The sequence below is a fragment of the Trebonia sp. genome (assembly GCF_030042015.1).
In the GTDB taxonomy this organism is placed as follows: domain Bacteria; phylum Actinomycetota; class Actinomycetes; order Streptosporangiales; family Streptosporangiaceae; genus Trebonia.
Map to the genome: position 1 here is coordinate 1 of NZ_JASIAL010000229.1, position 24,644 is coordinate 24,644.

A 24,644-nucleotide genomic window follows, 5' to 3' on the forward strand; every position below is an offset into this window, starting at 1 on the left:
GGCTGAACGTCACCTTCGAGCCGATCGCCGCCGGCAGCTGCGACCACCGGCACCGCGAGGACCGCTACACCCCCAGCCGCACGCTCAAGCACCTGACCCGGGCCCGCACCGCGACCTGCTCGGCCCCCGGCTGCGGCGCCCAGGCGTACTACTGCGACCTGGACCACACCCGCCCCTACCCGGACGGCATCACCTGCGAATGCGACCTGGCACCCCTATGCAGACGCCACCACCGGTGCAAGCAAGCCCCGGGGTGGAGGCTCGAACAGCCCGAACCAGGCCACATGCGCTGGACCACCCCAGCCGGACGTGTCTACACGACCACGCCCACCATCTACGACCTGTGACTCGTGAGGATGACGAGTCGCTGGGTCGCCCGGGTCATCGCGACGTAGCGGTCGACCGCTCCCTCGATGCCGCCGCCGAACGCCTCCGGGTCGACGAGGACGACCAGGTCGAACTCCAGCCCCTTCGACAGCTCCGGGGGCAGCGAGTGGACGCGGGGCGTCGCCAGGAAGGCGGGATCGCCGATGACGCAGGCGATCCCCTCGCCATGCGCGGCGAGCCACGTGCCGAGGATCGAGCCCAGCTCCGAAGCGGATCCGCGGACGACGGGGACGCCGGTGCTGCGGATGGACGTCGGCACATTGGCGTCGGGCAGCACGGCCCGGATGACCGGCTCGGCCTCGGCCATGACCTCTTGCGGCGTCCGGTAGTTGATGCTCAGGGAGGCCTGGGCGATCTGGTTGAGCCCGACCCGTTCCAGCCGTTCCTGCCACGACTCCGTGAACCCGTGCCTGGCCTGCGCACGGTCCCCGACGATGGTGAAGCTCCTGGACGGGCAGCGGGACAGCAGCAGCTGCCACTCCGCGTCGGTCAGTTCCTGGGCCTCGTCGACGACGACGTGCGCGAACGGGCCGGCGAGCAGGTCCGGGTCGGTGCTCGGCAGCGCGGCCTCGTCGACCAGGGCGTCGCGGAAGTCCTCGCCGCGCAGCATCGTCACCAGGCCGGCGCCGTACTCGTCGTCGGCCGCCTCGATGAGGTCGTCCACGACCCGGGCCATCCGCTCCCGTTCGGCCGCGACGGCGGCGGAACGCCGACGCCTGCGCTGTGCCGCCGCCGGGTCGCCGAGCCGGTGCCGCGCCGCGTCAAGGAGCGGCAGGTCGGACACCGTCCAGGCCCTGGCGTCCTGGCGCTGCAGCCGCCGAACGTCATCGGCGCTGAGCCACGGGGCGCACTTGCGCAGGTAGGCGGGCACCGACCACAGGTCCGCGACGAGGTCGGTCGCCTCAAGCAGCGGCCACGCCCTGCTGAACGTCGCGCGCAGCTCCTCGTTGCGCCGCAGCGACCTGCGAAGCTGGCCAGCCGGGACGTCACCGTCGTCCTGCTTGCCCGCAAGGAGAGTGAGCAGTTCCTCCCAGACGTGGTAACGCGCCTCGTTGTGCGGGGTACCCGGTTCGGCCGCCTCGAACGCCAGCGCCCAGTCGGAGGCATCCAGCCAGATGTCGGACCAGTGGGTCTCCACCGTCATCCCCGCGGCGGGCGGCTGCTCGTAGAACCCGACGGCAGCGTCGATCGCCTGCACCAGGTCCGCGGACGACTTCAGGCGGGCCACGTCCGGATCGGTCTCGGTCGCCGCCGCGGCGCCCTCAGGGACGAGGTCCCGCAGGGTGCAGGTCTGCACGCCCTCCTCGCCGAGGCTCGGGAGCACGTCGCTGACGTAGGCCAGGTAGGGCTGGTGCGGGCCGACGAACAGCACGCCGCCCCGGCGGTGACCGAGGCGAGGATCGGCGTACAGGAGGTAGGCGGCGCGGTGCAGGGCCACGACCGTCTTTCCCGTACCAGGGCCGCCGTCGACGACGAGAGCCCCGCGCGACCCCGCGCGGATGATGGCGTCCTGGTCGGCCGCGATCGTGGCGAGCACGTCTCGCATCCGGTCCGGCCGGCTGCCGCCCAGGCTGGCGATGAAGGCCGACTGGTCGTCGAGCGCGGCGTGCCCGGCGAGCCCGTCCTGGGTGAACACCTCGTCCCAGTAGTCGCTGACCCGGCCGCGGGTCCAGCGGTACCTGCGGCGGCTCGCCAGGCCCATCGGGTTCGCGTGGGTCGCGCCGAAGAACGGCTCGGCCGCGGCGGAGCGCCAGTCGAGCAGCAGCCGGCGGCCCGCGCTGTCCCGCAGGCCAAGCCGCCCGACGTACGCCGGCTCCGGGTTGTCCGCGCCGACCATGCGCCCCAGGCACAGGTCCAGGCCGAAGCGGCGCAGGGCGCGCAGCCGGGCGGTCAGCCGGTGGATCTCCACGTCCCGGTCCAGCGCCTGCTGGCCGATGCCGCCTGGCGCCCTGCGCTCGGCGTCCAGGCGGGCGGACAGGCCGGCGATCGTCTGCGACAGGCTCTGCGCGATCGCCGCGAAGTGCCGCTCGTCGCCGCCGATCAGCGCCGGGCCGGCCTTGGCGGCGAGGTGGTCGGGAAGGTCGAACGCGCTGGTCGAAAGGGGACTCACGCCATCAGCTCCGATCCGCATAATCGCTGGCAACTGACCTCGGCCAGCGATTATGCGGCACGACCCGGGTCTTGCGGCAAGCCCCCCTGTGCGCTATAGGTTGAAAATGGAGGGACCGAACGGGCCCTAGGGAATCGTCCAGGCCCGTTCCGGGGTGACCCGCAGCGCCACGCTGAAATTCTCGTCGAGCCACTGCAGCGAGCGGCCCATGTACTCGACGGCCGGCGCGTACTTGTCGAGCAGGCCGGGATAGCGCGACGGCGGCGGGGCATCGGGCACCAGTTTCGCGCGGCCCGCGATCACCACGATGTCACCGCCGCCAGGTCCGGTGTCGAAGTGCACGGACACCTTGTCGTTGACCGCGATATGCCGCTGCTTGGCCCCCTGGTTCAGGCTGTAGATCGTGATCCCCGAACCGTCCCAGACAAACCAGACAGGGCGCGGCGCGGGCCGCCCGGTCGGCGTCACGGTGGTGAGCCAGGCGATCTGGTCTCCGATGAGGTGGCGTTCGATCTGCTCGGTTAGAACGAATCCCATGCGGCCCATCCTCTCAGTTGCCTGGCTGCCCATGGGCCGCCGACGGCCACATGAAAACGCGGCCGCTTACGACAGCGGCAGCGCGTTGGCCCGCACCACGCTCGCATAGAACTCGCCGCTGCGCTTGAGAATCCGCCGCTGCGTGCCGAAGTCCACGTAGACAAGCCCGAACCGCTTCGCGTACCCCTCGGCCCACTCGAAGTTGTCGAGCAGCGACCAGGCGAAATAGCCGCGCAGGTCCACCCCGTCGGCGATCGCCTGGTGCAGCGCCGCCAGGTGGTCGCGCAGGTAGGCCACGCGCTCGTAGTCCTCGATCGTGCCGTCCTGCGTCACGTAGTCGTACCACGCGGACCCGTTCTCCGTGACGTACAGCGGCAGCCGCGGCGCCTCCTCCCGCAGCCGCGTCATCAGTTCATACAGCGCGCTGGAGTCGACCAGCCAGTTCATCGCGGTGACCGGCATGTCCTCGGGCTGCACGAGCACCTGGTCCGGGCCGATGAGGCGCTCGCCGCGCCGCGGCTCGCCGTCGGGCCTGATGCCGACGTACTGCGGCGCGTAGAAGTTGACGCCGAGGAAGTCGATCGGCGCGGTGATCAGGCCGAAGTCGCCGTCGTGCACCAGGCCAGGCACCTTGGCGGGGGAGAAGCTGGCGGTCAGCCGCTGCGGGTACTCACCGCGCAGCAACGGCCCGAGGTAGACCCCGTTCTGCCGCGCGTCGAGCTCCGCCGCCAGGTCGGCGGCCGCGGGGGACGTCGCCCGGATCACGGCGAGGTTGAGCGTGATGCCGACCTGCGCCGCCGACGGGCTCGACGCGCGCAGCGCCCCGACCGCGCGGCCGTGCGCGAGCAGCAGGTGGTGGTTGGCCGCGACCGCCTGGGCGGGGTCGGTGACGCCGGGCGCGTGCCTGCCGTCCCGGTACCCGACGTGCGCGACGACCCACGGCTCGTTCAGCGTGGTCCACCGGTGCACCCGGTCGCCAAGCGCCTCGCCGGCGATCGCGGCGAAGTCGGCGAAGATCTCGGCGATGTCCCGCATCGCCCAGCCGCCCTTGTCCTGCAGCGCCTGCGGCAGGTCCCAGTGGTACAGCGTCACCACCGGGTCGATCCCCGCCTCGAGCAGGGCGTCCACAAGCCGGTCGTAGTAGTCCAGCCCGGGCTGGTTGGCCTGGCCGCGCCCGTCGGGCTGGATCCGCGGCCAGGACAGGCTGAACCGGTAAGCGCCGGCGCCAAGCCGCCGCAGCATCGCGATGTCCTCCGGGTAGCGGTGGTAGCTGTCGCACGCCACGTCGCCGGTCTCCCCGTGCCAGGTCTTCCCAGGGATGTGGCTGAAGGTATCCCAGATCGACGGCCCTTTCCCGTCGGCCTCCGCCGCCCCCTCGATCTGGTAGGCGGCCGTGGCCGCACCCCAGAGGAACCCGTCGGGGAAGCGGAGCTGGTCTGCTGTGCTCATGCGCTACCTCCTGCGCGCTCGCCAGGCAATGGCTAAAACAAGGCTAAACCGTTTTAGTACATCATGCCGCCGGCCTACCCTGTCCAGGTGATCGAGATTCGCGCCGGCTCGGCAACGGATGCGACCGCGATCGCGCGCGTGCGCAGGGAAAGCTGGCACGCCGCCTACAAGGGGATCATCGCGGCCCCCATCATCGAGCGCGCGACCGCCCTCGGCGGCGGCGCGGCCGACCCCCCGCCCTATCGCCGCACCCTGGTGGCGGAGGCGGGCGAGCACCCCGCCGTCGTCGGTTTCGCCTCCTATGGCCCCGAACGAGCCGTGGCGCCTCCCGCGGCCCACCCGCTCACCGCGGACGGGGTGACCGGCCAGGTGGGGGAGCTGTACGCGCTCTACGTGACCCCGCAATGGTGGTCGGCCGGCGTCGGCCGCGCGCTGATGGGCTCCGTGCTCGCCGCGCTGGCGTCCGACGCCTACCGGCGAGTCGTGCTGTGGGTGCTCGCGGACAACGCCCGGGCACGGCGGTTCTACGAGCGCGCGGGGTTCGCCCCGGACGGCGGCACGAACGTGATCACCGGCCTCGGCGGCGTCCTCGAGGTCCGCTACGCCCGCGCGCTGTCAGGCGAGCATCTTCTGGATCGCCTGCCTGGTGACGCCTAGCTGCCTGGCGATATCCGCCTGGGAGAATCCCTCGTCGATGAGGCCGCGCAGCAGGTCGCGCCGCTGCGCGTGCAGCTGCTGCGCGCGCCTGACGTGCTCGAGCGCCTCGGCGCGGACCTCCCTGATCCGCTGGAAGGTCTCCTGGTGCGCCTGCGGGTCTGGGTTCTTTGCCATGGGCCCATGATGACAACATTGGGTTGTCAATGTCAACCCCTAGTTGTCTGAGATACTGGCGCGGTGACCGCCCGCGCCCCCGCCGAGCGCACCCCCGCGCAGCTGCAGTGGCTGCGGGTCAACGCCCGCGTGCGCGCCAGCCGGCCCGAGCTGTCGGTTCGCGCCGCGGCGCGGTACCCGGCGCAAGCCAGCGTTGCCGGCACCCCGCTGCTCGCCGCCGGCTCGTGGCGGCCGGCGGCCCCGGTGCCGCTGACGGACGTCCGGCTCGAGTTCCGCCCGCAGCCCCCGCCCGCCGTCCTCGACGTGGCGCGCGTCGCGCCGTACCTGCTGCCAGAGCGCGGCGACGGCACCCGCTACCGCCGCTACTGCGACGTGGTGGCCGACCTCGCGCCGCCCGCCATCTTCCAGAATCGCCCGATCTACCGGCTGACCGAGGCCGACCTGGCCGGGACCGCGGCCGGGACCGCGGCCGGCGCTGGCCCCCGCCTGACGTTCACCCGCGGCCGTTACTTCGACGCGGTGGACGTCGGCGGGGCGGTCGCGCACGAGTACGCCGCGGGGCGGGAACAGCGGCTGCGGGCCGCCATCGGCGACCCGTGCGACCTGGGCGCCCGGCCGTCGGCGATGGCCGTCGCCACGCTGCTGCTCCGGCACGACGCTGCGGCGGGCACGGCGTCGTTCCCGCTGCACTGGCGGGACCCGGCGCGGGTCGGGCACGCCGGCGGCATGGTGCAGGTGATCCCTGTCGGCATCTTCCAGCCGTCCGGCGAGGCCCCGTGGAACGAGGCCAACGACTTCGACCTGTGGCGGTGCGTGCTCCGCGAATTCGCCGAGGAGCTGCTCGGCGCGGACGAGGACCACGGCAGCGAGGAAGCGCCGATCGACTACGCGCGCTGGCCGCTCGCCAGGGCGATGACGGACGCGCTCGCGGACGGCCGGATCCGCGCCTACTGCCTGGGTCTTGGCGCCGACCCGCTCACGCTCGCGGTGGACCTGCTCGCCGTGGCGGTGATCGACGCCGCGCTGTACGACGAGCTGCTCGGCGGCGCCGTGTCGGCCAACGCGGAAGGCACGGTCCTGCCGTCCCGCCCGTTCGAGGAGGCGGCGGTGGCCGAGCTGATCGCCCGCCACCCCGTCCAGCCCGCGGGCGCCGCCCTGCTGCGGCTGGCCATCGCCGCCCGGCGGGTGCTGCTCGGCGGGTTACCAGCCCCGCTCGCGCCACTGCGCCAGGTGCGGCCGCTCGGCCCCCAGCGTGGTGTCGTTCCCGTGCCCCGGGTACACCCAGGTGGCGTCGGGCAGCCGGTCGAAGACCTTGCCGACCACGCCGTTGTACAGGGACGTGAAGCGCTCCGGGTCCTGCTGGGTGTTGCCGACCCCGCCGGGGAACAGGCAGTCGCCTGTGAACAGGTGCGGCTGCGGACCACCGGCCGCGTAGCACAGCGCGATGCTGCCTGGCGTGTGGCCGACCAGGTGAATCACCGACAGCGACGCGTCGCCGAACCTGATCGTGTCCCCGTCCTCGACGAGCTCGTCTGTCGCCACCGGGATCCCCGGCGCGTCCAGCGGGTGCGCGACCGTGGCGGCGCCGGTCGCCGCGCGCACCGCCGCCAGTGCCTGCCAGTGGTCGGCATGCTGGTGCGTGGTCACGATCCGCTCGACCGGCGTGGCGCCGATCATCTCAAGCAGCCGCTGCGGCTCGGCCGCGGCATCGATCAGCAGCCCCTGCCCGGTGCCTGAGCAGCGCAGCAGGTAGGAGTTGTTCTCGTAAGGCCCGACGGCGATCTTCGTCACGGTCACGCCGTTGATCTCCCGCGTGTCCGCGGGCCCGCCGACACGCACCTCTCCTGTGTAGGTCACAGCGCAAACCTATCCCGAACGCTCCTGGGCGACTGCGGCAGGCAACCGGTTCCCCGGGACAGCCTGCGCCAGCGCCCCCGGGTAGAACCGCCGCGCCACGTCGAGCACCTCCGCGAGCGGCGGCCACCAGCGGCCCTGCCGCAGCGACCCGAGCGCGGACAGCAGCCCGGCCGCCTGCTCGGCGGGGGCCGACTCGGCCGCCGCGACCACGCTCACCCGGTGCGGCCGCACCGAGCGCAGCGGTCCCAGGTAGAAGTTTTCTTCTGCCGCGCCGTCCGCCGCCAGCACGAGGTAATAATCGGGCAGCTCGAAGCGCTTCGCGCGCCAGGCGGCCAGCGCCTGCGCGGCGGCCAGCTCGAACGCCTCGCTGCCGCGCGGTTCGGCCGCTATCTCCCACATCGCCTGCCACTGCGCGGCGACCTGCGCCAGCGGGTCGGCCGTCACGAGCACGTAGGGCGAGGAGATGCCCGCCGCCCTGCGCAGCGCCCCGGCGGCCGCCTCGATCACGTCCGAAGGCCCGCCAGGCCCGCCGGGCCCGCCGTCGGCGCCGCCCTCGGGCGTGACCAGCGACACGTTCATCGACCTGCTCACCGCGCTCAGCAGCCCCTGCGACGCATGCCCGGCCAGGACCACCACGGTAGCGGGATTGTGCCTCACCGCCCCGATGATAATCCGCGCTCACATGGTCACAAGTCGATTCATTGCCTTCGACCCCAGGGTGATCCCCCCTATCATCGCTCCCATGGCGAGCGGGGTGGGCACGTTGGTCGGCGGCCGCTTCCGGCTGATCGAGCCGGTCGGCCAGGGGGGCATGGGCCGGGTGTGGCGATGCCACGACGAGGTCCTGGACAGGGACGTGGCCGTCAAGGAGGTCATGCTTCCCCCGCAGATCGCCGAGGCGGAGCGGGCCGCGCTCGTGTCGCGCACCGCGCGGGAGGCGCGGTCCGCCGCCCGGCTGAACCACCCGGGGGTGGTCACCATCCACGACGTGATCGAGTACGACGGCGCGCCGTGGATCGTGATGGAGTACGTCCCCGGGCGGTCGCTGGCCGCCGAGCTCGCCAACAGCGGGCGGCTGAGCTGGCAGCGCGCCGGGGAGATCGGCGCGAAGATCGCCGACGCGCTGGCGCACGCCCACGCGGCCGGGATCGTGCACCGCGACCTGAAGCCGGACAACGTCCTGCTGTCCGGCGGCCGGGTCGTCGTCAGCGACTTCGGCATCGCGCGGATGATGGACACGACCAGCCGGATCACCAGCACGGGCACGGTGATCGGCACGCCTCAGTTCATGGCGCCCGAGCAGCTTGAGGGCCGCACGGTGGGCCCCGCGGCCGACATGTGGGCGCTGGGCGCCACGCTGTACGCGGCGGTCGAGGGCAGGCCGGCCTTCGACGGGCCGACGCTGACCGCGATCATCACGGCGATCCTCGCCCGCGATCCCGACCCGCCCGTGTACGCGGGCCCGCTGACAAGCCTGCTCGCCCAGCTGCTCACCAAGGACCCCACGCGCCGCCCGGACGCGCGGTCCGTGGCACGCGGGCTCGACACGTGGTACGCCCGCACGGCCGTCACCGACCCCCCGCGGGGCGCCGGCGCCCCCGGCGCCCCAGGTGCCCCCGGCCCTGGTCAGGCGCCCAGGCAGTACCCGCCGACCCCGGTCCCCGCGCAGGCCTACCCGCCGACCCCCGTTCCCGGCCGGCAGTACCCCTCTCCCGGGTGGCAGCAGTATCCGCAGCCCGTCCGCCCCGCCGGGTCGCCGGCGCCCATCGGCACCCCGGCAGCCATCGCGGGGCTGTGGGTCGCCGTCGTCGCCGGGATCCTCGGGCTCATTTCCGACCACGTGCAGCCCACCCCGCTGCCCACCGACAACCTCGTCGTCGGCGACGCCTTCTACGCGCTCGCCACGGTCGCGGCCCTCGCGGCCCTCGCGGGCAGGAAACACCGGCAGCCGCTGCTCTACCTGGTGCTCGGGTGCTGGATCATCACGTTCTCCTGGGTGACGTTCGACATTCTCGGCATTCCCGATTTCCACATATTCGGCCAGGGCGGCCACGAGATCGCCAGTTACCTGGTCGACATGGCGAGCGACGCGGCCGGGCTCGTCGCGACGATATTCCTGCTCGCCGGGCTGAGCGGGTCCGCGCGCCGCGGCGGGTGGCCCGTTCCCCGTGATGTTCCGGTGCTCGTGTTCGGCACGGTCGTGCTGAGCGGCCTCGCCTGGCGGATCGCGTTCATCACCACCCTCGCCGGGCCGGAGTACTACCGCGACAGCTTCACGTACCCGTCGCAGAGTTATCCCTATCCCGTCTACAGCGTCGTGGCGCTCATCGTGACGGTGTTCGTCGCCTGGTACGCGCTGACGTTCGCCGATCGCGTCCTCGGCGCCGCGCTGCTGTTCGGCTGGACCGCCACGCAGGCGTACTCGTACCTGTCCTACCTCACCGGCGGCTGGTATTTCCGGAACAGGACGGTCGCGCTGAACGTCCTCGCCGCCCTCCTCCTCCTCGCCAGCGCGGTCTTCATCGTCGCCTACCTGCGCCGCCGATCCGCCGCGTCCGCCACGCCCACGGCGTGAGTGCCGTACGCTGAGAGTGCGGCTGGCCCGATGGCGGGAGCAGCCTGCGGACCGGGCATAACGGCGGCTCCCGCGGCGCTTACACCCGCGTGGTTCGCCGTCGGGGCGGAATGTCAGATCCCCTCGCTACGATTGCCCTCCACGATCCGTAGACGAAGAGAAGAGCGCGCAGTGGCTGACCGGCTTGTCGTTCGCGGCGCACGCGAGCACAACCTCAAGGATGTCTCCCTCGACCTGCCGCGCGACGCCATGATCGTGTTCACCGGGCTTTCCGGCTCAGGCAAATCGAGCCTCGCCTTCGACACGATCTTCGCCGAGGGGCAGCGGCGGTACGTCGAGTCGCTGTCCGCGTACGCGCGGCAGTTCCTCGGCCAGATGGACAAGCCCGACGTGGACTTCATCGACGGGCTGTCGCCGGCGGTCTCGATCGACCAGAAGGCGGCGAGCCGCAACCCCCGGTCGACCGTCGGCACGATCACCGAGGTGTATGACTACCTGCGGCTGCTGTTCGCGCGGATCGGCAGGCCGCACTGCCCGCTGTGCGGCCGGCCGATCGCCAGGCAGAGCCCGCAGCAGATCGTGGACCGGGTCCTCGAACTGCAGGAGGGCACCAGGTTCCAGGTCCTCGCGCCGGTCGTGCGCGGCCGCAAGGGCGAGTACGGTGAGCTGCTGCGCGAACTGCAGGCCAAGGGCTACTCGCGGGCCAGGGTGGACGGCGCCGTGATCCGCCTCGACGAGGCGACGACGAGCGCCGTCCCGGCGCTGAAGAAGTACGAGAAGCACGACATCGAGGTGATCGTCGACCGCCTCGCCGTCAAGGACACGGCCCGCAGGCGGCTGACGGACTCCGTCGAGACCGCGCTGAGCCTGTCCGGCGGCGTCGTCATCTTGGAGTTCGTCGACCTTCCCGAGACCGATCCGCACCGCGAGCGGATGTACTCCGAGCACCTGGCGTGCCTGTACGACGACCTGTCCTTCGACGAGCTTGAGCCGCGGTCGTTCTCGTTCAACTCCCCGTGGGGCGCCTGCCCCGACTGCACGGGCCTGGGCACCCGCATGGAGGTCGACCCGGAGCTGATCGTCCCCGACCCGGGCAAGTCCCTGGCCGAGGGCGCGATCGCGCCGTGGGCGGGCGGCCACATCAGCGACTACTTCGACCGGCTGATCGAGGCCCTGGCCGAGACGATCGGCTTCCGGATGGACACGCCCTGGCACAAGCTTCCCGCCAAGGCGAGGAAGGCCCTCCTCGACGGCTACGACGCCCAGGTGCACGTGCGGTACAAGAACCGGTACGGCAGGGAGCGGTCCTACTACACGAACTTCGAGGGCGCGGTCAGCTACGTCGAACGCCGGCACGCCGAGGCCGACAGCGACTCGAGCAGGGAGAAGTTCGCCGGCTACATGCGCGAGGTGCCCTGCCCGTCCTGCAAGGGCGCGCGGCTGAAGCCGGTGAGCCTGGCGGTGACGGTGGACGGCAGGTCGATCGCGGACCTGTGCGCGCTGCCCATCGGCGAGCTCGCCAAGCTGCTGCTCACCCTCGACCTGTTGGAGCGGGACAGGCAGATCGCCAGGCTCATCCTCAAGGAAGTCAACGCGCGGCTCGGCTTCCTGCTCGACGTGGGCCTTGACTACCTCTCGCTCAACCGGCCATCCGCCACCCTGGCCGGCGGGGAGGCGCAGCGGATACGGCTCGCGACCCAGATCGGGTCAGGCCTGGTCGGCGTGCTGTACGTGCTCGACGAGCCGTCGATAGGCCTGCATCAGCGGGACAACCACCGGCTGCTTGAGACCCTCCTGCGGCTGCGCGACCTTGGCAACACGCTGATCGTCGTCGAGCACGACGAGGACACGATCCGTGCCGCGGACTGGGTGGTGGACATCGGGCCAGGCGCGGGCGAGCACGGTGGCCACGTGGTCGTGTCCGGCCCGGTCGAGGAGCTGCTGGCCAGCCAGGAGTCGCTGACCGGCGCGTACCTGACCGGCCGCAGGCAGATCCCGGTCCCCAGGACGCGGCACCAGCCGCAGCCGGGCCGCGAGCTCGTCGTCAAGGGCGCCGCCGAGCACAACCTGCGCACCATCGACGTGGCGTTCCCGCTCGGCTGCCTGATCGCCATCACCGGGGTGTCGGGATCCGGCAAGTCCTCGCTGATCAACGACATCCTCTACCGCGCGCTTGCCAGGGAACTCCACCAGGCCCGCACGGTCCCGGGCAAGCACACCCGGGTCACCGGGACGGAGCACCTGGACAAGGTGGTGCACGTCGACCAGGGCCCGATCGGGCGCACCCCGCGCTCCAACCCGGCCACCTACACCGGCGTTTTCGACCACATCAGGAAGCTGTTCGCCGCCACCACCGAGGCGAAGATCCGCGGCTACCAGCCGGGCCGGTTCTCGTTCAACGTGAAGGGCGGCCGCTGCGAGGCGTGCTCGGGCGACGGCACGATCAAGATCGAGATGCAGTTCCTGCCCGACGTGTACGTGCCGTGCGAGGTCTGCCACGGTGCCAGGTACAACACGGACACCCTCCAGGTGCACTACAAGGGCAAGTCCATCGCCGAGGTGCTCGACATGCCCATTGAGGAGGCCGCGACGTTCTTCGAGCCGGTGCCGGCCATCCACAGGCACCTGAAGACGCTCGTCGACGTCGGCCTCGGCTACGTCCGGCTCGGCCAGCCCGCGACCACCCTGTCCGGCGGCGAGGCCCAGCGCGTCAAGCTGGCCACCGAGCTGCAGCGACGGTCGGCGGGCAGGACGGTCTACGTGCTTGACGAGCCGACCACCGGGCTGCACTTCGAGGACATCCGCAAGCTCCTCGGCGTGCTCACCAAGCTGGTCCAGTCCGGCAACACGGTGATCGTCATCGAGCACAACCTCGACGTGATCAAGTCGGCGGACTGGATCATCGACATGGGCCCCGAGGGCGGCTCGGCCGGGGGCACGGTCGTCGCCACCGGGACGCCCGAGGCGGTCGCCGCCAACGACAAGAGCTACACCGGCCAGTTCCTCAAGGGCCTTCTTGCCCGCTGACCAGCCGCGGGCCGGGTGCCACGCGGAGATCATGACCGGCGCCGGACCCGCGCACGTCGTGCTCGGGCAACCTGCCGGGCCTGCGGCGTTCCTGCTCGCGCTGACCCACGGCGCGGGCGGCACGCCGGACACTCCCGACGTGCTCGCCGTCGCCGCCGCGGCGCTCCGGCTTGGCGCGGTCACGGCCCTGGTCACGCAGCCGTACCGGGTCAGGGGCGGTCGCGCGCCAGGGTCGCCCGTCCGCCAGGACGCGGCATGGGCCGAGGTCGTGGCGGCGCTGAACTCCGGCGGGCTGCCGCTCGTCCAGGGCGGGCGCAGCAACGGGGCCCGGGTCGTGTGCCGCACGGCCCGGCAGGTGCGCGCGGCGGGCGTGATCGCCCTGGCGTTCCCGCTGCACCCGCCCGGTCACCCGGAAAAGTCCCGTGACAGCGAGCTGCGCGCGGCCGGGGCGGCGGGGACGCCCGTCCTGGTGATTAACGGGGACCGCGATCCGTTCGGCGTCCCCGAAGCGGACGACGCCACGAGCGTCGTCGTGCTTGCCGGGGAGACGCATGCCCTCTCGAAGAACACCGCGGCGATCGGGGCCGCCGTCGCCGCGTGGCTGGGCACGCTTCCCTGGGTGGGTCAGGCGGCGGGGGCCTGACGACTATGGTCAGTCGGGCGGTGCGGCGCGATCGCCGCCCCGTCCGGCAGTAGTTCTCCAGTGTCCTCGAAGATCACGACACCGTTGCAGAGCAGGCTCCAGCCCTGCTCCGGGTGGCTGGCTATGGTGTGCGCCGCCTCACGGTCGGGTGCTGACGCATCCGGGCAGGGCGGCGTGTGCGGGCACATGTCAGTGCCTCCTGGGTTTCTCATTAGACGAGGTCTCCGTCACTTGGGCTGCGGGGAGTTACACTCGGCAACCGCCAAGTGGCCTAGACCACTTACTTTCAACTGTGCCCCGCGTTGCCGCCGAGCGCAAGCGACATGCCGACGGTTCACCGAGGTTTTCCCAAATAGTGATACGCGCGGGCCACCCCAACGGTTCACCTCGCACCGCCGGCGCGGCAGCGCGGAGGAGCTCAGACCGCCGGCTCGCGGGGGACCTCAGGAATGTGGTTCATCCGGTGGTTCTCACGCAGCGTAAGCAGCCGTTCCGCCTGCGCGGTCAGCGCGCGGACCTCCGGCTTGGCCCTCGCCTTGCGGTGGTAGATCCGGTCCTCGTAGCCGCGCGGGCCGATCGCGGCGCGCTGCGCGGCGTAGGCCGCGTGCACGGCCGCGGTGAGCGCCGCGTCGAGGTCCTTCGCCAGCCGGTGCAGTTCGGCGACCGGGGCGCGGCGCGCCTCGGCCTGCCGCAGCGCGACGTCCGCCGCGCGCGCCTCGTCGAGCAGCTTGCCGCGTTCCGCGGCCGCGGCCACGTCGGCCGCGTGCCTGTCCGACGCCTCCTGGCTAGGCCTGTACATCCCTTGTCCGTCCTCCGTATCCGCCCGCACCGTAGGGTACGCCACGCCGAAGACTACTCTTAGGCCAGGGGGGACCGACGCGTGACCATCGTCTACGCGCTGCTGGCGGCACTGGGCAATGCGCTCAACGTCGTCACCCAGCACGTCGCCAGCATCGCCAGCCCGAAGAAGGCCACCGGCTGGCGTCTTGTCGGCTACCTGTTCCGCAGCCCGCTGTGGCTGTTCGGCTGGATCGCGCTCGCGGCGGCGTTCCTCTTCCAGGCACTCGCCCTGCACGCCGGGCAGATGTCGGTGGTCCAGCCGCTGCTCGTCACCGAGCTCGTCTTCGCCCTGGTGCTGCGGCGAACCTGGATCCGTCAGCCGATCCGCCCCGCCACCTGGTGGGCCGCCGCCGTGACCTGCGCGTCCCTCGGGGTGTTCCTGGCCACGGCCGAGCCACGGGGCGGGAACCCGGTCCCCGCCAGCCACGCGTGGATCACGGCCGGGGTGGCCACCGTCGGGGCCGCCGTCGCGCTGATGCTGCTTGGCCTGCGGGGACCGCCGGCCCGCCGTGCCGCGCTGCTCGCCATCGCGAGCGGCATCATGTGGGCCCTGGTCGCCACGTTCATCAAGACCACCACAGAGACGCTGTCGCAGTTCGGCGCGGGGGGCATGTTCACCCACTGGCCGGTCTACGCCCTCGCGTTCTCCGGCGCGGCCGCCGAGACCCTCCAGCAGGCGACGCTGCACGTGGGCCCGCTCAGCGTGTCCCAGCCGCTGCTGGTGATCGTCGACCCCGTCGTCAGCATCGCGCTCAGCGTCTGGATCTTCGGCGAGTACTTCACCACGAACCCGCTGCTGCTCACCGTGAGCTCGGCCGCCTTCGCCGCCATGTGCGTCGCCGTGTCCGTGCTCACCAGGACCGCGCCGGCGACGATGTCCGCCCCGGCGCGGGCGCCGGCCCAGGCACCGTCGCAGGCCGGCTAGGGCCAATGCCGGGGAGTTAAGGTCCGGGAGCAGTGGTCAAGGACCGTCGGCGGGTTCGACGGTGATGTTGCGGGCGCTGGTGACCTGGGTCTGGGCGGTTTCGGCGGCGGTCTGGTAGCTGGCCCGGCCGGGGCCAGCGCCGGGGATGGCCTGGATGGCGCCTGGTACGGGGCCGGCAGCGCCCGCGTCTGCTGTTGCGGGCAGGCCGGGCCGCCGGAGCGCGGTACCCGGCCGCCGGGTGCCTGCGGCCGCTGCCCCGGCCTGCCTGACTGGGTCAGCTGCGCCAACGGCCCGGCTGTATCGGGCCAGCTGCGCCAATGACCCGGTTGCCTCAACTCCCCGGCATTGAGGCTAGGCCAGGCTGGCGACCCAGCGGGAGTGCAGGTCCGCGTACTCGCCGTCGCCGCCGAGCAGGCCGCCGGGCGGGCCGTCCTCGATGATCTGCCCGGCCCGCAGCACGAGGACGCGGTCCGCGATCGCGACCGTGGACAGGCGGTGCGCGATGATCACGGCGGTCCGGCCCGCGAGCACGGTCCGCAGCGCCGCCTGGACCAGGCGCTCGCTGGGGATGTCGAGCAGCGCCGTCGCCTCGTCGAGCACCAGCACGCCCGGGGCCGCGATGAACGCCCGCGCGAACGAGATCAGCTGGCGCTGCCCGGCGGACAGCCTGCCGCCGCGCTTGCCGACCGCGGTGTCATAGCCGTCCGGCAGCGCCGCGATGAACTCGTGCGCCCCGATCGCCGTGGCGGCGTCCCGGACTTCCGCGTCGGACGCCTCCGGCCGTCCCAGCCTGATGTTCTCCGCCACGGTGCCCTCGAAGAGGAAGTTCTCCTGGGTGATCAGCACGACCTCGCGGCGCAGCACGTCGTCGGGCAGGTCGCGCAGATCGACACCGTCCAGCAGCACCCGCCCGGCGTCGGGGTCGTAGAAGCGGGCGAGCAGCCTGGCGACCGTCGTCTTCCCCGCGCCTGTCTCGCCGACAATCGCGACCGTCTGCCCCGCGGGGATGTCCAGGTCCAGCTCTGGCAGCACGACAGTGCCGCGGTACCCGAACCGCAGCGACTCGAACCGCACGCCGCGGCCCAGGCGCCGCGCCGCCACCGCGGGCAGCCGCACGGGATCGGCGGGCTCGGCGACGGACGGCTCCTCCTCAAGGACCCCGGAGATCTTCTCAAGCGCCGAGGCGGCGCCCTGGAACGAGTTGTAGAACTGCGAGACGTCCTGCAGCGGGTCGAAGAACCGCTGCAGGTACAGCAGGAACGAGGCCAGCACGCCGACCTGCATCTGGCCGTCGATCACCCGCAGCCCGCCGTACCAGAGCACGACGCCGATGATGACGTTCGCCACCAGCGAGATGCCGGGGCCGTAGACCGCGATGAGCTGCGATGCCCGCATGCTCGCCGCGGCGTAGTCGCCGGAGAGCACGTCGAAGATCTCCTCGTTCCGCCGTTCCCGCCGGAAGGCCTGCACCGCGCGCAGCCCGCCGAAGGTCTCGACGAAGTGAACGATGACCAGCGCGTTGGTCTCCCTGATGCGCCGGTAGGCGGCCGCCGACGCGCGCCGGAACCAGGCGCTCAGCCACGTCAGCGGGATGAACCCGGCAAGCACCACGAGGGCGAGCGGCCAGTCGAGCAGCAGCATGCCCGTGCCGACGAGGACGAGCGTGAGCGCCGCCGAGATCAGCGAGTCAAGGCCCTCCTCGAACAGCGCCGAGATCGCCTCGATGTCCGAGGTCTGCCGGGAGATCACCCGCCCCGAGGTGTAGCTCTCGTGGAACGCCACCGGCAGCGCCAGCACGTGCCGCAGCAGCCGCCGGCGCAGCTCGAGCACGACCGACTGCCCCACCCGGCCGGTCATCGTGACGAACATCCGGGTGGCGACCGCCTGCACGAGCACGGTGGCGGCGAACGCCGCGGCGATGCGCAGCAGCGGCGTCGTGTTCCCCGACGCCAGCACCGGGGGGATGCCGCTGTCGATCGCGACGCCGACCAGCCACGGCCCGGCCAGCGCCGCCAGCGACGCGACGACGATCGCCGCGCCGGTCCAGCTGACCCCCCGCCGGTACGGCCGCAGCAGGTCGGCGAGCAGCACCCTGCTGCGCTTGCGCAGCAGGGCCGCGAGCGGGGCCGAGACGTCCTCGATCTGCTCGCTCGCGATGCCGCGCCAGGCCATGTCGGTCACTGCCGCACCCCCTCGGCATCCACCGACATGAGGGCCGCGTACGACGGCCGGGCCGCCAGCAGCGCGGCGTGGCTGCCGGTCGCCGCGATCACGCCGTCCTCGAGCAGCGCCACCCGGTCGGCGAGCGCGACCGTGGACGGCCGGTGCGCCACCACCAGCGCCGTCGTGCCGGCCAGGATGCCGCCAAGCGCCTGGGTCACCCGCTCCTCGGTGTGCACGTCGAGGGCGGACAGCGGGTCGTCGAGGATGAGCACCTCGGGCCTGGCGAGGATCGCGCGGGCCAGCGCGACCCGCTGCCGCTGCCCGCCGGACAGCGCCATGCCCTGCTCGCCGATCCGCGTGTCCAGGCCCCACGGCAGGTCGTAGGCGAACCTGGCCTGCGCCGCGGACAGCGCGGCCTCGATCTCCTCCTCGGTCGCGTCAGGCGCGCCGTACGTCACGTTCTCCCGCACGCTCGCCGAGAACAGCGTCGCCTCCTCGAACGCGCAGCCCACCGCGGCGCGCAGCGGCGCGAGCGGGATGTCCCGCACGTCGGCGCCGCCGAGCAGGACGCGCCCGCCGGTGACGTCGGCCAGCCTCGGCACAAGCTGCAGCAGCGTGGTCTTGCCTGACCCGGTGGCGCCGACGAGCACCAGCGTCTCGCCGCGTGCCAGCCGCAGGTCCACGTCCCGCAGGACGGGCTCGCGGGCGCCCGGGTAGGCGAACGCCACGTGGTCGAAGTGCAGGTGGGGCTGGACAGGCGCCACGGATCGCTGCGGCTGGTCGGTCGTGTCCGCGATATGCGGCGGGGTGTCGAAGATTTCCAGCACGCGCTGCGCGGCGGTCGCGGCCTCCTGCCCTGAGGCGATGATGTAGCCGAGTGCCTCGATCGGCCACACCAGCTGCAGCGCCAGCGTGATGAACGCCACCAGGCCGCCGATGGTCAGCGTGTGGTGGCTGACCGCGATCGTGCCAAGCACCACGATGAGCGCGATCGCGGCGTTCGGTATCAGGTCGAGCACCGCCCAGAAGTCGCCGAGCAGCCTGGCCTTGGCCACCTGGGTCGTGTAGACCTCGGTGGCCTGCGCGAAGTGGCGCGCCGCGGCCTCCGGGGCGCGGCCGAGCGCCTTGAGCACCCGCACGCCCGTGGCCGCCTCCTCGATCAGCGTCGTCAGGTCGCCTTCCTGGTCCTGCACGCGCCGCGATAGGACCTTGTACCGCCGCTCGAAGATCGTGCAGAACACGAGCACGGGGATGAACATGGCTCCGGTGATCAGGCCGAGCCACCAGTTCAGCCTGATCAGCAGGGCGGTCACGGCGGCGAACACCAGGATCGAGATGAACAGGAACACGATGCCGAACCCGGCGAACCGGCGGATCGACCCCAGGTCGGTCGTGGCGCGCGACAGCAGCTGGCCGGACTGCCACTCGTCGTGGAACGCCGGCTCGAGCCGCTGCAGGTGGGCGTACAGGTCGTCCCTGATCGTCTTTTCCATGTCGGCGACCGAGTTGCCCTGCACCCAGCGGCGGATCAGGCTCAGCACCGCGGAGCCCACGCCGAGGCCGATCGCCGCCAGCCCGAGCGGGACAAGCAGGGCGGGGTCGTGGCGGGCGATGGCGCCGTCGATGACGGCCTTGATCAGCAGCGGGATCGCGATCTGGGCGCCCTCGGCGACCACCGCCGCCAGGATCATGCCGGTCAGCTGCAGGCGGTACGGGCGCAGGTAAGGGCGCAGCCGCCAGAGGGCAGCGACTGGGCGTTCGGACACCGTGCGGAGCCTAACTTCCTGCGGGCGGGTTGTCACCTGGTTTTTCCCCCGAGGGGGTATCGTGGGTCGCCATGTCTGCGGTCTTCGATGTCTCACGCGTGCGTTCGAGTTACCCGGCGCTGCGGGACGGTCACGCCTACCTGGACGGCGCGGCGGGGACGCAGGTGCCGCAGGCGGTGGTCGAGGCGATCGCCGCGGCGTACCGGGCGGGGATCGGGAACACGGGGGGCGCGTTCGCGGCCAGCGAGCGCGCCGGGGCGATCGTGGCGGACTGCCGCCGGGCCGTCGCGGACCTGACAGGCGGCGTCGCCGACGGCGTCATCTTCGGGCCGAGCATGACCGCGCTGACCTACCGGCTGTCGTCCGCGCTGGCCCGCGGGTGGGCGCCGGGGGACGAGGTCGTGGTGTCCCGGCTCGACCACGACGCGAACATCCGGCCGTGGGTGCAGGCCGCCGGGCGGGCCGGCGCGGTCATCCGCTGGGCGGAGGTCGACACGGCGACAGGGGAGCTGCCCGCCGCTCAGTACGCGGACCTGGTGACCGAGCGGACGAGGCTGGTCGCGGTGACGGCGGCGAGCAACGTGCTCGGGACGCGGCCGGACGTGGCGGCGATCGCCGCGTGCGCGCACGCGGCGGGCGCGCTGTGCTACGTCGACGGGGTGCACGCGACCCCGCACATGCCCGTCGACGTGGCCGAGCTTGGCGCGGACTGCTACGCGACCAGCGCGTACAAGTGGGCGGGCCCGCACGTGGCCGCCGTGATCGCGGCCCCGTCGCTGCTGCAGACGCTGCGGCCGGACAAGCTGGCGCCTGCTTCCGATGAGGTGCCGCAGCGGTTCGAGCGCGGCACGCTGCCGTTCGCCGACCTGGCCGGGGTGACGGCGGCGGTGGACCATCTGGCCGGGCTCGCCGGGCCCGCCCGGCCCGCGGGTTCAGGCGGCGCGGGCGGTTCGCGGCGGGAGCGGATCGTCGCCTCGATGACCGCGGTGCAGGCCTTCGAGATGTCGCTGTTCGCGCGGCTGCTCAGCGGGCTGGCCGGGATGGGCCACGTGACGCTGTACGGGAAGGCCGCGCGGCGCGCGCCGACCGCGTTCTTCACCGTCGCGGGAATGACACCGCGCGCCGTGGCCGCGCACCTGGCGTCCCGCCGGGTCAACGCGTGGCACGGCGACAACTACGCGGTCGAGCTGTGCGGCGTGCTCGGCCTGCGGCCAGGCGGAGCGGTCCGGGCCGGCCTGGTGCACTACAACGACGCGTCCGACGTGGACCGCCTGCTGTCCGCGGTGGCGGAGCTGGCCGCCGGCTACCCAGGTAGGAGGTTACGGCCTGTGGTGCTCCGACCCGGGTTCACAAGCCTTCGTCCAGCGCTTCCCAGGTGAGTTTGAGCGGGAATGGACTGATGGTGTCGATGGCATGGAAGTCACGGCCACGGATCGCGAGCCCTTCCCTGGCGTACTCGCCGTCCGAGGTGAGCAGGAGCCGTTCCACGCAGATCGCGGGGCCGTCGTCATCGGTCATCCGGACGATCCAGTAGTGCGGGATGCCGGCGGCGGCGTACTCCGCGCGCTTGTCCCGGATGTCGGTGGTGATCGAGTCGGCCGACACGATCTCCACTGCGATCAGGCAATCGGCGGCGATCGGCTTGCGTCCCCATCGTCCCCGGTCGTCGTCGATGCACCGATAGACGACCACGTCGGGACGACGGAAGTGCAGTTTCGGACTGTCGGCGATCAGGACGTCCATGTCGCCGAGCACCCGGTGGCAGGTCCGCCTGGCCCGGTCCCGGAGCCCTGCGGCCTCCCGGATCGCGATGAGGAGGTTCAACTGGATCGCCTGATGGCTTGGCTCGGCGGACTCACACCGGACGATCCAGCCATCGACGACCTCAATCAGCTTGCTGGCGTCCTCCGGGAATGCCAGGTACATGTCAAAGGTCATCTGCGGCGCGTATGCCGCCGCCTTGTGATCGCTGAAGTCGAACGCTGAGGCCACGAGCCCAAGGCTACGCGTTGGCGTTGCCCGATCGGAGCCGCCACGCCCCGCCCTTCCCGCTCGCGCCGGTCCGCGGCGACGTGCTCAGTCCTTCTCCGTGGGGCGACGCCCGGCAGTCTTCGGGATCATGGCCGGCGATCCCGCAGCACGGCGCCGATGACGCCTGTCACCATGTTCGTGACGGCCTCCGCAGCGGGCGGGGTGCCCTTCCTGTCGGCGAACAGCAGGTGCCCCGCTCCGATCAGCGTGGCGGCGAGCGCGTCGACGTCGGCATCGGCCGCGACGCGGCCCAGTTCCCGCTCCGCGGACAGGTAGCCGGCGACGATGGCGACCGCCTCTGTCAGCACGGGGACCCCGCCCGGCCAGGTGCGGCGCAGCCGGGCGCGCAGCTCGTCCCTGAACGTGATCAGGGCGACGATCGCGAGCGCGACCGACGTGAACAGGGCCGTCAGCGTCCCGGCGAGGTGGCCGGTCACGGTGCCTGTCCCGGCCGACTCCCGCAGCGCCGCGGCCTGGGCGTCGATCCGGCCGGCGCGGTCGAGCACCAGCTCGGCGAGGAAGGCGTCGAAGTCGGCGAAGTGCCGGTGCAGCACGCCCTTGGCGACCCGTGCCTGCGTCGTGACGGCCCGGCTGGTCAGCGCGGCCGGCCCGTCCCTGAGCAGGACTGCCTCGGCGGCGCCGAACAGCTGCTCGCGCACGTCGCGGATGGCGATCCCCGTCGGCACCGCGCGTCCCCTCCGTCTATAGTGGGCGTGTGCCCACTATACAGCCGCATGAGCACAGGCAGATGGCGGAGTCGTTCGGCGTGGACCCCGAGCGCTACGACCGGAGCAGGCCCCGCTATCCGGACGCGATGGTGGCGCGGATCGTCGCCGCCAGCCCGGGACCCGACGTCCTCGACGTCGGCTGCGGCACCGGCATCGAGGCCAGGCAGTTCCAGGCGGCCGGCGCTGCGGTGCTCGGCGTCGATCCCGACGCGCGGATGGCAGGCTTCGCCCGGCGGACCGGGGTCGCGGTGGAGGTGGCGAGGTTCGAGGACTGGGACAGCGTCGGCCGGGAGTTCGACGCGGTCATCGCCGGGCAGGCCTGGCACTGGGTGGACCCGGTCGCGGGAGCCGCCAAGGCGGCGGCGGTGCTGCGGCCGGGCGGCCTGCTGGCGGTGTTCTGGCACGCGTACCAGTTGCCGGCAGCGGTGGCGGAGGCGGTCGCCACGGCCATGCGCCGGCTTGTGCCCGACTCGCCGGTCAGCCTCGACCCGGCGCGGACGGGCCTGGACGCTTACCAGGCGGGGTTCACCAGGGCCGCGGCCGGGATCCGGGAGGCGGGCGGGTTCGGCGAGCCGGAGCAGTGGCGCTTTGACTGGGAGCAGTCCCGCACGCTCGACGAGCTGCTTGAACTGATGTCCACCACGGGCGTCCTCACCCGGCTGCCGCCGGCGGCGGCGGCGCAGGTGCTCGACGCCGTCAGGGCCGCGATCGGCCCGGCGCCGCCCTGCTTCACGATGAGCTACGCCACCGTGGCGGTCACCGCCGCGCGCACCGGCCCGTGACGCTTCTTTGCCTGGCGCGCCGGCGCGTACGCTAGAGGCGTGCTGAGCGCGCTGTCCGGGCTCTGGCAGGTGGCGGGACACCTGCTCCCCGTCCTCATGTGGGCCGATACCCCGCAGCGCGCCGCCGTGCTCACGGTCGCCGTGCTGGCCGTGGCGCTGGTCGGCAGCTTCGCGGTCGGCGCCAGCCACGCCGGGGCGACGGCCCGCCTTCCGGTCCTGCGCCGCGTCGCCGCGCTGCGGGAGAAGTCCTGGCGCGTCGCGTTCGTGCGGCAGCGCGACCCGGACGCCCGCGGGCGAGCCAGGCCGAGAGCACCCTCGGCGGCCGCGGCGGCCGCCTGATCCCGCGCGTTTCAAAGCGCCTGCCGTAACCCCATGCCCGGGGCCTGGTGGCGGCCGCCTCCAGCAAGCCAACCCATCTGCGCTGGAAGGTCGCCTGCCCATGTCCGCTCTGTTCGGCGTTCCCGTGGACGCCGCGTACCACCTCGTCTACGCCCTCACCACCGTCCTTACCCCCGTCCTCGGCGGCCTCGCCGCCGTCGCAGGCATCGTCGTGTTCACCGCGGCGGTCCGGCTGCTCGTCATGCCGCTGAGCTTTCGCGCGCTGCGCGGGCAGGCCGCGCTGGCCAGGCTCGCGCCGCAGGTCGAGGCGCTGCGCAAGCGCTTCGCCAGGCAGCCGGAACGGCTGCAGCGCGAGCTGTCCGCGCTCTACAGGCGGGAAGGCGCGAGCGTGTTCGGCGGCTTCGCGCCGGTCCTGGCGCAATGGCCGGTGTTCAGCGTCCTGTACCTGCTGTTCCGGTCGCCCGACGTGGCCGGCGGGCCCAACCGGCTGCTGTCCCGCGACATGTTCGGCGAGCCGCTCGGCGGGCACTGGCTGACCCACGCGGGCGCGCTCACCGCGCACGCCGCCGTCTTCCTCGGTGTCTTCGCTGTTCTCGCGGCGATCTGCTGGCTGTCGGCGCGGGTGGCGCGGCGGATGTCCGTGGCAGCCGCTGCCGCGCCGGCGACCGGCGGCACGCTCGGCCTGCTTGGCAAGGCGCTGCCCTACCTCACGGTCGTCATCGCCGCGTTCGCCCCGCTGGCCGCCGCGGTCTACCTGGTCACCTCGACCGCCTGGAGCGTCGCCGAGCGGTGGCTGTTCCTGCGCATCCGCACCACCCAGACCACCGGCGTCGCGCCGGGGCCTGGCCATACGCTCAGGGAGCGTGCTGGCTGACCGTAACGGCGTTCCGTACCCGCCTATCCGCCGGCTCGGCCCAATGGCGCACTGGCCGTGGAAACCGCGCGGCGACCCCGGCCGCCTGTTCACCCCGTTCTCCATCGCGCTGGCCTGACCCCGCCGCCGGGCTACCGAGGCCAGCCGCCCCGGCCGCCCCGGCTACGTCGGCTTGTAGACCGTGATCTGGGATATGGGGTAGCCGGTGGCGCCGTTGGGCGCGACGGGCTCCTGGATGGCGGTCTGCGTGTAGCCGGTCTTGTCGGTCGCCCGCGCCTGGATCCGATGGTTGCCGACGGTCGCGTTGTCCCAGTACCAGAACCACTGCCGCCAGGTGTCGATGTCGGGCACGGGGGCCAGCGTGGCCTCGTGCCACGGCCCGTTGTCCACCTGGACCTCGACCGCCTCGATGCCCTTGTGCTGCGCCCAGGCCACGCCGGCCACCGCGACCCGGCCTGCCGCCACCTGCGAGCCGGACGCCGGGACGTCGATTCGGGACTCGGTCTTGATCGGCGCCTGCGCCGACCAGCCGTTCTGCGCCCAGTACGCGATCGCCGCCTCGAACGTGGTGACTTCGATGTCGACGACCCACTTGCAGGCCGAGACGTAGCCGTAGAGCCCGGGCACCACGAGCCGCGCGGGGAAGCCGTGCTCGACGGGCAGCGCGGTCCCGTTCATCGCGACGGCGACCAGCGCGTCCTTCGGCTCGTCGAGCACCACGGAAATCGGCGTCCCCGAGGTGAACCCGTCGACCGACGTGCACAGCAGCTGGCTGGCCCC

General features: G+C 72.4%; 25 protein-coding genes. 11 read left to right on the top strand and 14 right to left on the bottom strand.

Features of this window, described 5'->3' with window-relative positions:
• Window positions 1-347 (top strand): HNH endonuclease signature motif containing protein (locus tag Q1N79_RS11935; protein ID WP_300608323.1); only part of this gene is annotated, 347 nt, incomplete at its 5' end.
• On the opposite strand, the gene helR is transcribed toward Q1N79_RS11935, so the two are convergent.
• The 3 genes from helR to Q1N79_RS11950 all read right to left on the bottom strand — a co-directional run bounded on the left by helR (window position 335) and on the right by Q1N79_RS11950 (window position 4,483).
• Window positions 335-2,497, bottom strand: coding sequence for an RNA polymerase recycling motor ATPase HelR (helR, locus tag Q1N79_RS11940; protein WP_300608324.1), 2,163 nt, complete (start codon window positions 2,495-2,497; stop codon window positions 335-337). The genes Q1N79_RS11935 and helR overlap by 13 nt on opposite strands.
• Window positions 2,498-2,623: 126 nt before the next feature.
• Window positions 2,624-3,034, bottom strand: a complete 411-nt coding sequence (locus Q1N79_RS11945; protein WP_300608327.1) for a pyridoxamine 5'-phosphate oxidase family protein — start codon at window positions 3,032-3,034, stop codon at window positions 2,624-2,626.
• Between the two features lie 66 nt (window positions 3,035-3,100).
• The gene (locus Q1N79_RS11950) at window positions 3,101-4,483 is read right to left on the bottom strand and encodes a GH1 family beta-glucosidase (RefSeq protein ID WP_300608330.1); all 1,383 of its coding nucleotides are present in this window, start codon (window positions 4,481-4,483) and stop codon (window positions 3,101-3,103) included.
• A gap of 87 nt (window positions 4,484-4,570) precedes the next feature.
• Between Q1N79_RS11950 and Q1N79_RS11955 the strand changes: the two genes are divergently transcribed.
• Window positions 4,571-5,140, top strand: coding sequence for a GNAT family N-acetyltransferase (locus Q1N79_RS11955; protein WP_300608333.1), 570 nt, complete (start codon window positions 4,571-4,573; stop codon window positions 5,138-5,140).
• Here the strand turns inward: Q1N79_RS11955 and Q1N79_RS11960 are convergent.
• The 4 genes from Q1N79_RS11960 to Q1N79_RS11975 all read right to left on the bottom strand — a co-directional run bounded on the left by Q1N79_RS11960 (window position 5,099) and on the right by Q1N79_RS11975 (window position 7,828).
• Window positions 5,099-5,314: a TrfB-related DNA-binding protein gene (locus tag Q1N79_RS11960; protein ID WP_300608336.1), complete on the bottom strand. Its 216-nt coding sequence runs from the start codon at window positions 5,312-5,314 to the stop codon at window positions 5,099-5,101. The genes Q1N79_RS11955 and Q1N79_RS11960 overlap by 42 nt on opposite strands.
• Before the next feature lie 39 nt (window positions 5,315-5,353).
• Window positions 5,354-6,445: a hypothetical protein gene (locus Q1N79_RS11965; RefSeq protein ID WP_300608339.1), complete on the bottom strand. Its 1,092-nt coding sequence runs from the start codon at window positions 6,443-6,445 to the stop codon at window positions 5,354-5,356.
• A gap of 69 nt (window positions 6,446-6,514) precedes the next feature.
• Window positions 6,515-7,171: an MBL fold metallo-hydrolase gene (locus Q1N79_RS11970; protein WP_300608342.1), complete on the bottom strand. Its 657-nt coding sequence runs from the start codon at window positions 7,169-7,171 to the stop codon at window positions 6,515-6,517.
• 9 nt (window positions 7,172-7,180) lie between these two features.
• Entirely contained in the window at window positions 7,181-7,828 is a 648-nt protein-coding gene (locus tag Q1N79_RS11975; protein ID WP_300608345.1) for a hypothetical protein, read from the bottom strand.
• An 85-nt stretch (window positions 7,829-7,913) separates the two neighbouring features.
• Between Q1N79_RS11975 and Q1N79_RS11980 the strand changes: the two genes are divergently transcribed.
• The 3 genes from Q1N79_RS11980 to Q1N79_RS11990 all read left to right on the top strand — a co-directional run bounded on the left by Q1N79_RS11980 (window position 7,914) and on the right by Q1N79_RS11990 (window position 13,416).
• A complete protein-coding gene (locus tag Q1N79_RS11980; protein ID WP_300608347.1) occupies window positions 7,914-9,746 on the top strand; it encodes a serine/threonine-protein kinase in 1,833 nt (610 codons plus the stop codon).
• Between the two features lie 171 nt (window positions 9,747-9,917).
• Entirely contained in the window at window positions 9,918-12,773 is a 2,856-nt protein-coding gene (uvrA, locus tag Q1N79_RS11985) for an excinuclease ABC subunit UvrA (RefSeq protein ID WP_300608350.1), read from the top strand.
• A gap of 31 nt (window positions 12,774-12,804) precedes the next feature.
• A complete protein-coding gene (locus Q1N79_RS11990; protein WP_300608355.1) occupies window positions 12,805-13,416 on the top strand; it encodes an alpha/beta family hydrolase in 612 nt (203 codons plus the stop codon).
• Here Q1N79_RS11990 and Q1N79_RS11995 read toward each other — a convergent pair.
• Window positions 13,398-13,604, bottom strand: a complete 207-nt coding sequence (locus tag Q1N79_RS11995; protein WP_300608358.1) for a DUF5999 family protein — start codon at window positions 13,602-13,604, stop codon at window positions 13,398-13,400. The two genes, Q1N79_RS11990 and Q1N79_RS11995, sit on opposite strands and share 19 nt — an antisense overlap.
• A gap of 230 nt (window positions 13,605-13,834) precedes the next feature.
• Window positions 13,835-14,215 (bottom strand): hypothetical protein, encoded by a 381-nt coding sequence (locus Q1N79_RS12000; RefSeq protein ID WP_300608361.1) that lies wholly within the window; start codon window positions 14,213-14,215, stop codon window positions 13,835-13,837.
• 81 nt (window positions 14,216-14,296) lie between these two features.
• Between Q1N79_RS12000 and Q1N79_RS12005 the strand changes: the two genes are divergently transcribed.
• A complete protein-coding gene (locus Q1N79_RS12005) occupies window positions 14,297-15,181 on the top strand; it encodes a DMT family transporter (protein ID WP_300608364.1) in 885 nt (294 codons plus the stop codon).
• A 351-nt stretch (window positions 15,182-15,532) separates the two neighbouring features.
• Here the strand turns inward: Q1N79_RS12005 and Q1N79_RS12010 are convergent, their stop codons facing one another.
• Both Q1N79_RS12010 and Q1N79_RS12015 read right to left on the bottom strand, forming a co-directional pair.
• The gene (locus tag Q1N79_RS12010; protein WP_300608388.1) at window positions 15,533-17,353 is read right to left on the bottom strand and encodes an ABC transporter ATP-binding protein; all 1,821 of its coding nucleotides are present in this window, start codon (window positions 17,351-17,353) and stop codon (window positions 15,533-15,535) included.
• Window positions 17,354-17,358: 5 nt separating this feature from the next.
• On the bottom strand, window positions 17,359-19,110 hold the full coding sequence (locus tag Q1N79_RS12015; RefSeq protein WP_300608367.1) for an ABC transporter ATP-binding protein: 1,752 nt from the start codon (window positions 19,108-19,110) through the stop codon (window positions 17,359-17,361).
• A gap of 71 nt (window positions 19,111-19,181) precedes the next feature.
• Between Q1N79_RS12015 and Q1N79_RS12020 the strand changes: the two genes are divergently transcribed.
• Window positions 19,182-20,489, top strand: a complete 1,308-nt coding sequence (locus tag Q1N79_RS12020; RefSeq protein WP_300608370.1) for a cysteine desulfurase-like protein — start codon at window positions 19,182-19,184, stop codon at window positions 20,487-20,489.
• Here the strand turns inward: Q1N79_RS12020 and Q1N79_RS12025 are convergent.
• Entirely contained in the window at window positions 20,458-21,102 is a 645-nt protein-coding gene (locus Q1N79_RS12025; RefSeq protein ID WP_300608372.1) for a Uma2 family endonuclease, read from the bottom strand. The genes Q1N79_RS12020 and Q1N79_RS12025 overlap by 32 nt on opposite strands.
• Before the next feature lie 125 nt (window positions 21,103-21,227).
• A complete protein-coding gene (locus Q1N79_RS12030) occupies window positions 21,228-21,827 on the bottom strand; it encodes a TetR/AcrR family transcriptional regulator (protein WP_300608375.1) in 600 nt (199 codons plus the stop codon).
• Between the two features lie 29 nt (window positions 21,828-21,856).
• Between Q1N79_RS12030 and Q1N79_RS12035 the strand changes: the two genes are divergently transcribed.
• The 4 genes from Q1N79_RS12035 (at window position 21,857) to Q1N79_RS12050 (ending at window position 23,982) form a co-directional block, all read left to right on the top strand.
• A complete protein-coding gene (locus Q1N79_RS12035; protein WP_367185062.1) occupies window positions 21,857-22,651 on the top strand; it encodes a class I SAM-dependent methyltransferase in 795 nt (264 codons plus the stop codon).
• A gap of 39 nt (window positions 22,652-22,690) precedes the next feature.
• A complete protein-coding gene (locus Q1N79_RS12040) occupies window positions 22,691-22,990 on the top strand; it encodes a DUF6412 domain-containing protein (protein WP_300608378.1) in 300 nt (99 codons plus the stop codon).
• 100 nt (window positions 22,991-23,090) lie between these two features.
• Window positions 23,091-23,864 (top strand): membrane protein insertase YidC, encoded by a 774-nt coding sequence (locus tag Q1N79_RS12045; RefSeq protein WP_300608380.1) that lies wholly within the window; start codon window positions 23,091-23,093, stop codon window positions 23,862-23,864.
• Window positions 23,854-23,982 carry a hypothetical protein gene (locus Q1N79_RS12050; protein WP_300608383.1) on the top strand — a complete coding sequence of 43 codons (129 nt, stop codon included), beginning with the start codon at window positions 23,854-23,856 and terminating at the stop codon, window positions 23,980-23,982. The genes Q1N79_RS12045 and Q1N79_RS12050 overlap by 11 nt, the downstream gene beginning before the upstream one ends.
• 44 nt (window positions 23,983-24,026) lie before the next feature.
• Here Q1N79_RS12050 and Q1N79_RS12055 read toward each other — a convergent pair.
• Window positions 24,027-24,644, bottom strand: a 618-nt coding sequence (locus Q1N79_RS12055) for a molybdopterin-dependent oxidoreductase (RefSeq protein ID WP_300608385.1), incomplete at its 5' end; no start/stop codon positions are given.

Excerpts from the sequence above, each read along its gene's own strand:
- Q1N79_RS11980 (WP_300608347.1), top strand. The coding sequence starts at position 7,914 with ATGGCGAGCGGGGTGGGCACGTTGGTCGGCGGCCGCTTCCGGCTGATC.
- Q1N79_RS11945 (WP_300608327.1), bottom strand. The coding sequence starts at position 3,034 with ATGGGATTCGTTCTAACCGAGCAGATCGAACGCCACCTCATCGGAGAC.
- Q1N79_RS11960 (WP_300608336.1), bottom strand. The coding sequence starts at position 5,314 with ATGGCAAAGAACCCAGACCCGCAGGCGCACCAGGAGACCTTCCAGCGG.
- Q1N79_RS12045 (WP_300608380.1), top strand. The coding sequence starts at position 23,091 with ATGTCCGCTCTGTTCGGCGTTCCCGTGGACGCCGCGTACCACCTCGTC.
- Q1N79_RS12000 (WP_300608361.1), bottom strand. The coding sequence starts at position 14,215 with ATGTACAGGCCTAGCCAGGAGGCGTCGGACAGGCACGCGGCCGACGTG.
- Q1N79_RS11995 (WP_300608358.1), bottom strand. The coding sequence starts at position 13,604 with ATGTGCCCGCACACGCCGCCCTGCCCGGATGCGTCAGCACCCGACCGT.
- Q1N79_RS11950 (WP_300608330.1), bottom strand. The coding sequence starts at position 4,483 with ATGAGCACAGCAGACCAGCTCCGCTTCCCCGACGGGTTCCTCTGGGGT.
- Q1N79_RS12020 (WP_300608370.1), top strand. The coding sequence starts at position 19,182 with ATGTCTGCGGTCTTCGATGTCTCACGCGTGCGTTCGAGTTACCCGGCG.
- Q1N79_RS11990 (WP_300608355.1), top strand. The coding sequence starts at position 12,805 with ATGACCGGCGCCGGACCCGCGCACGTCGTGCTCGGGCAACCTGCCGGG.
- Q1N79_RS12010 (WP_300608388.1), bottom strand. The coding sequence starts at position 17,353 with ATGGCCTGGCGCGGCATCGCGAGCGAGCAGATCGAGGACGTCTCGGCC.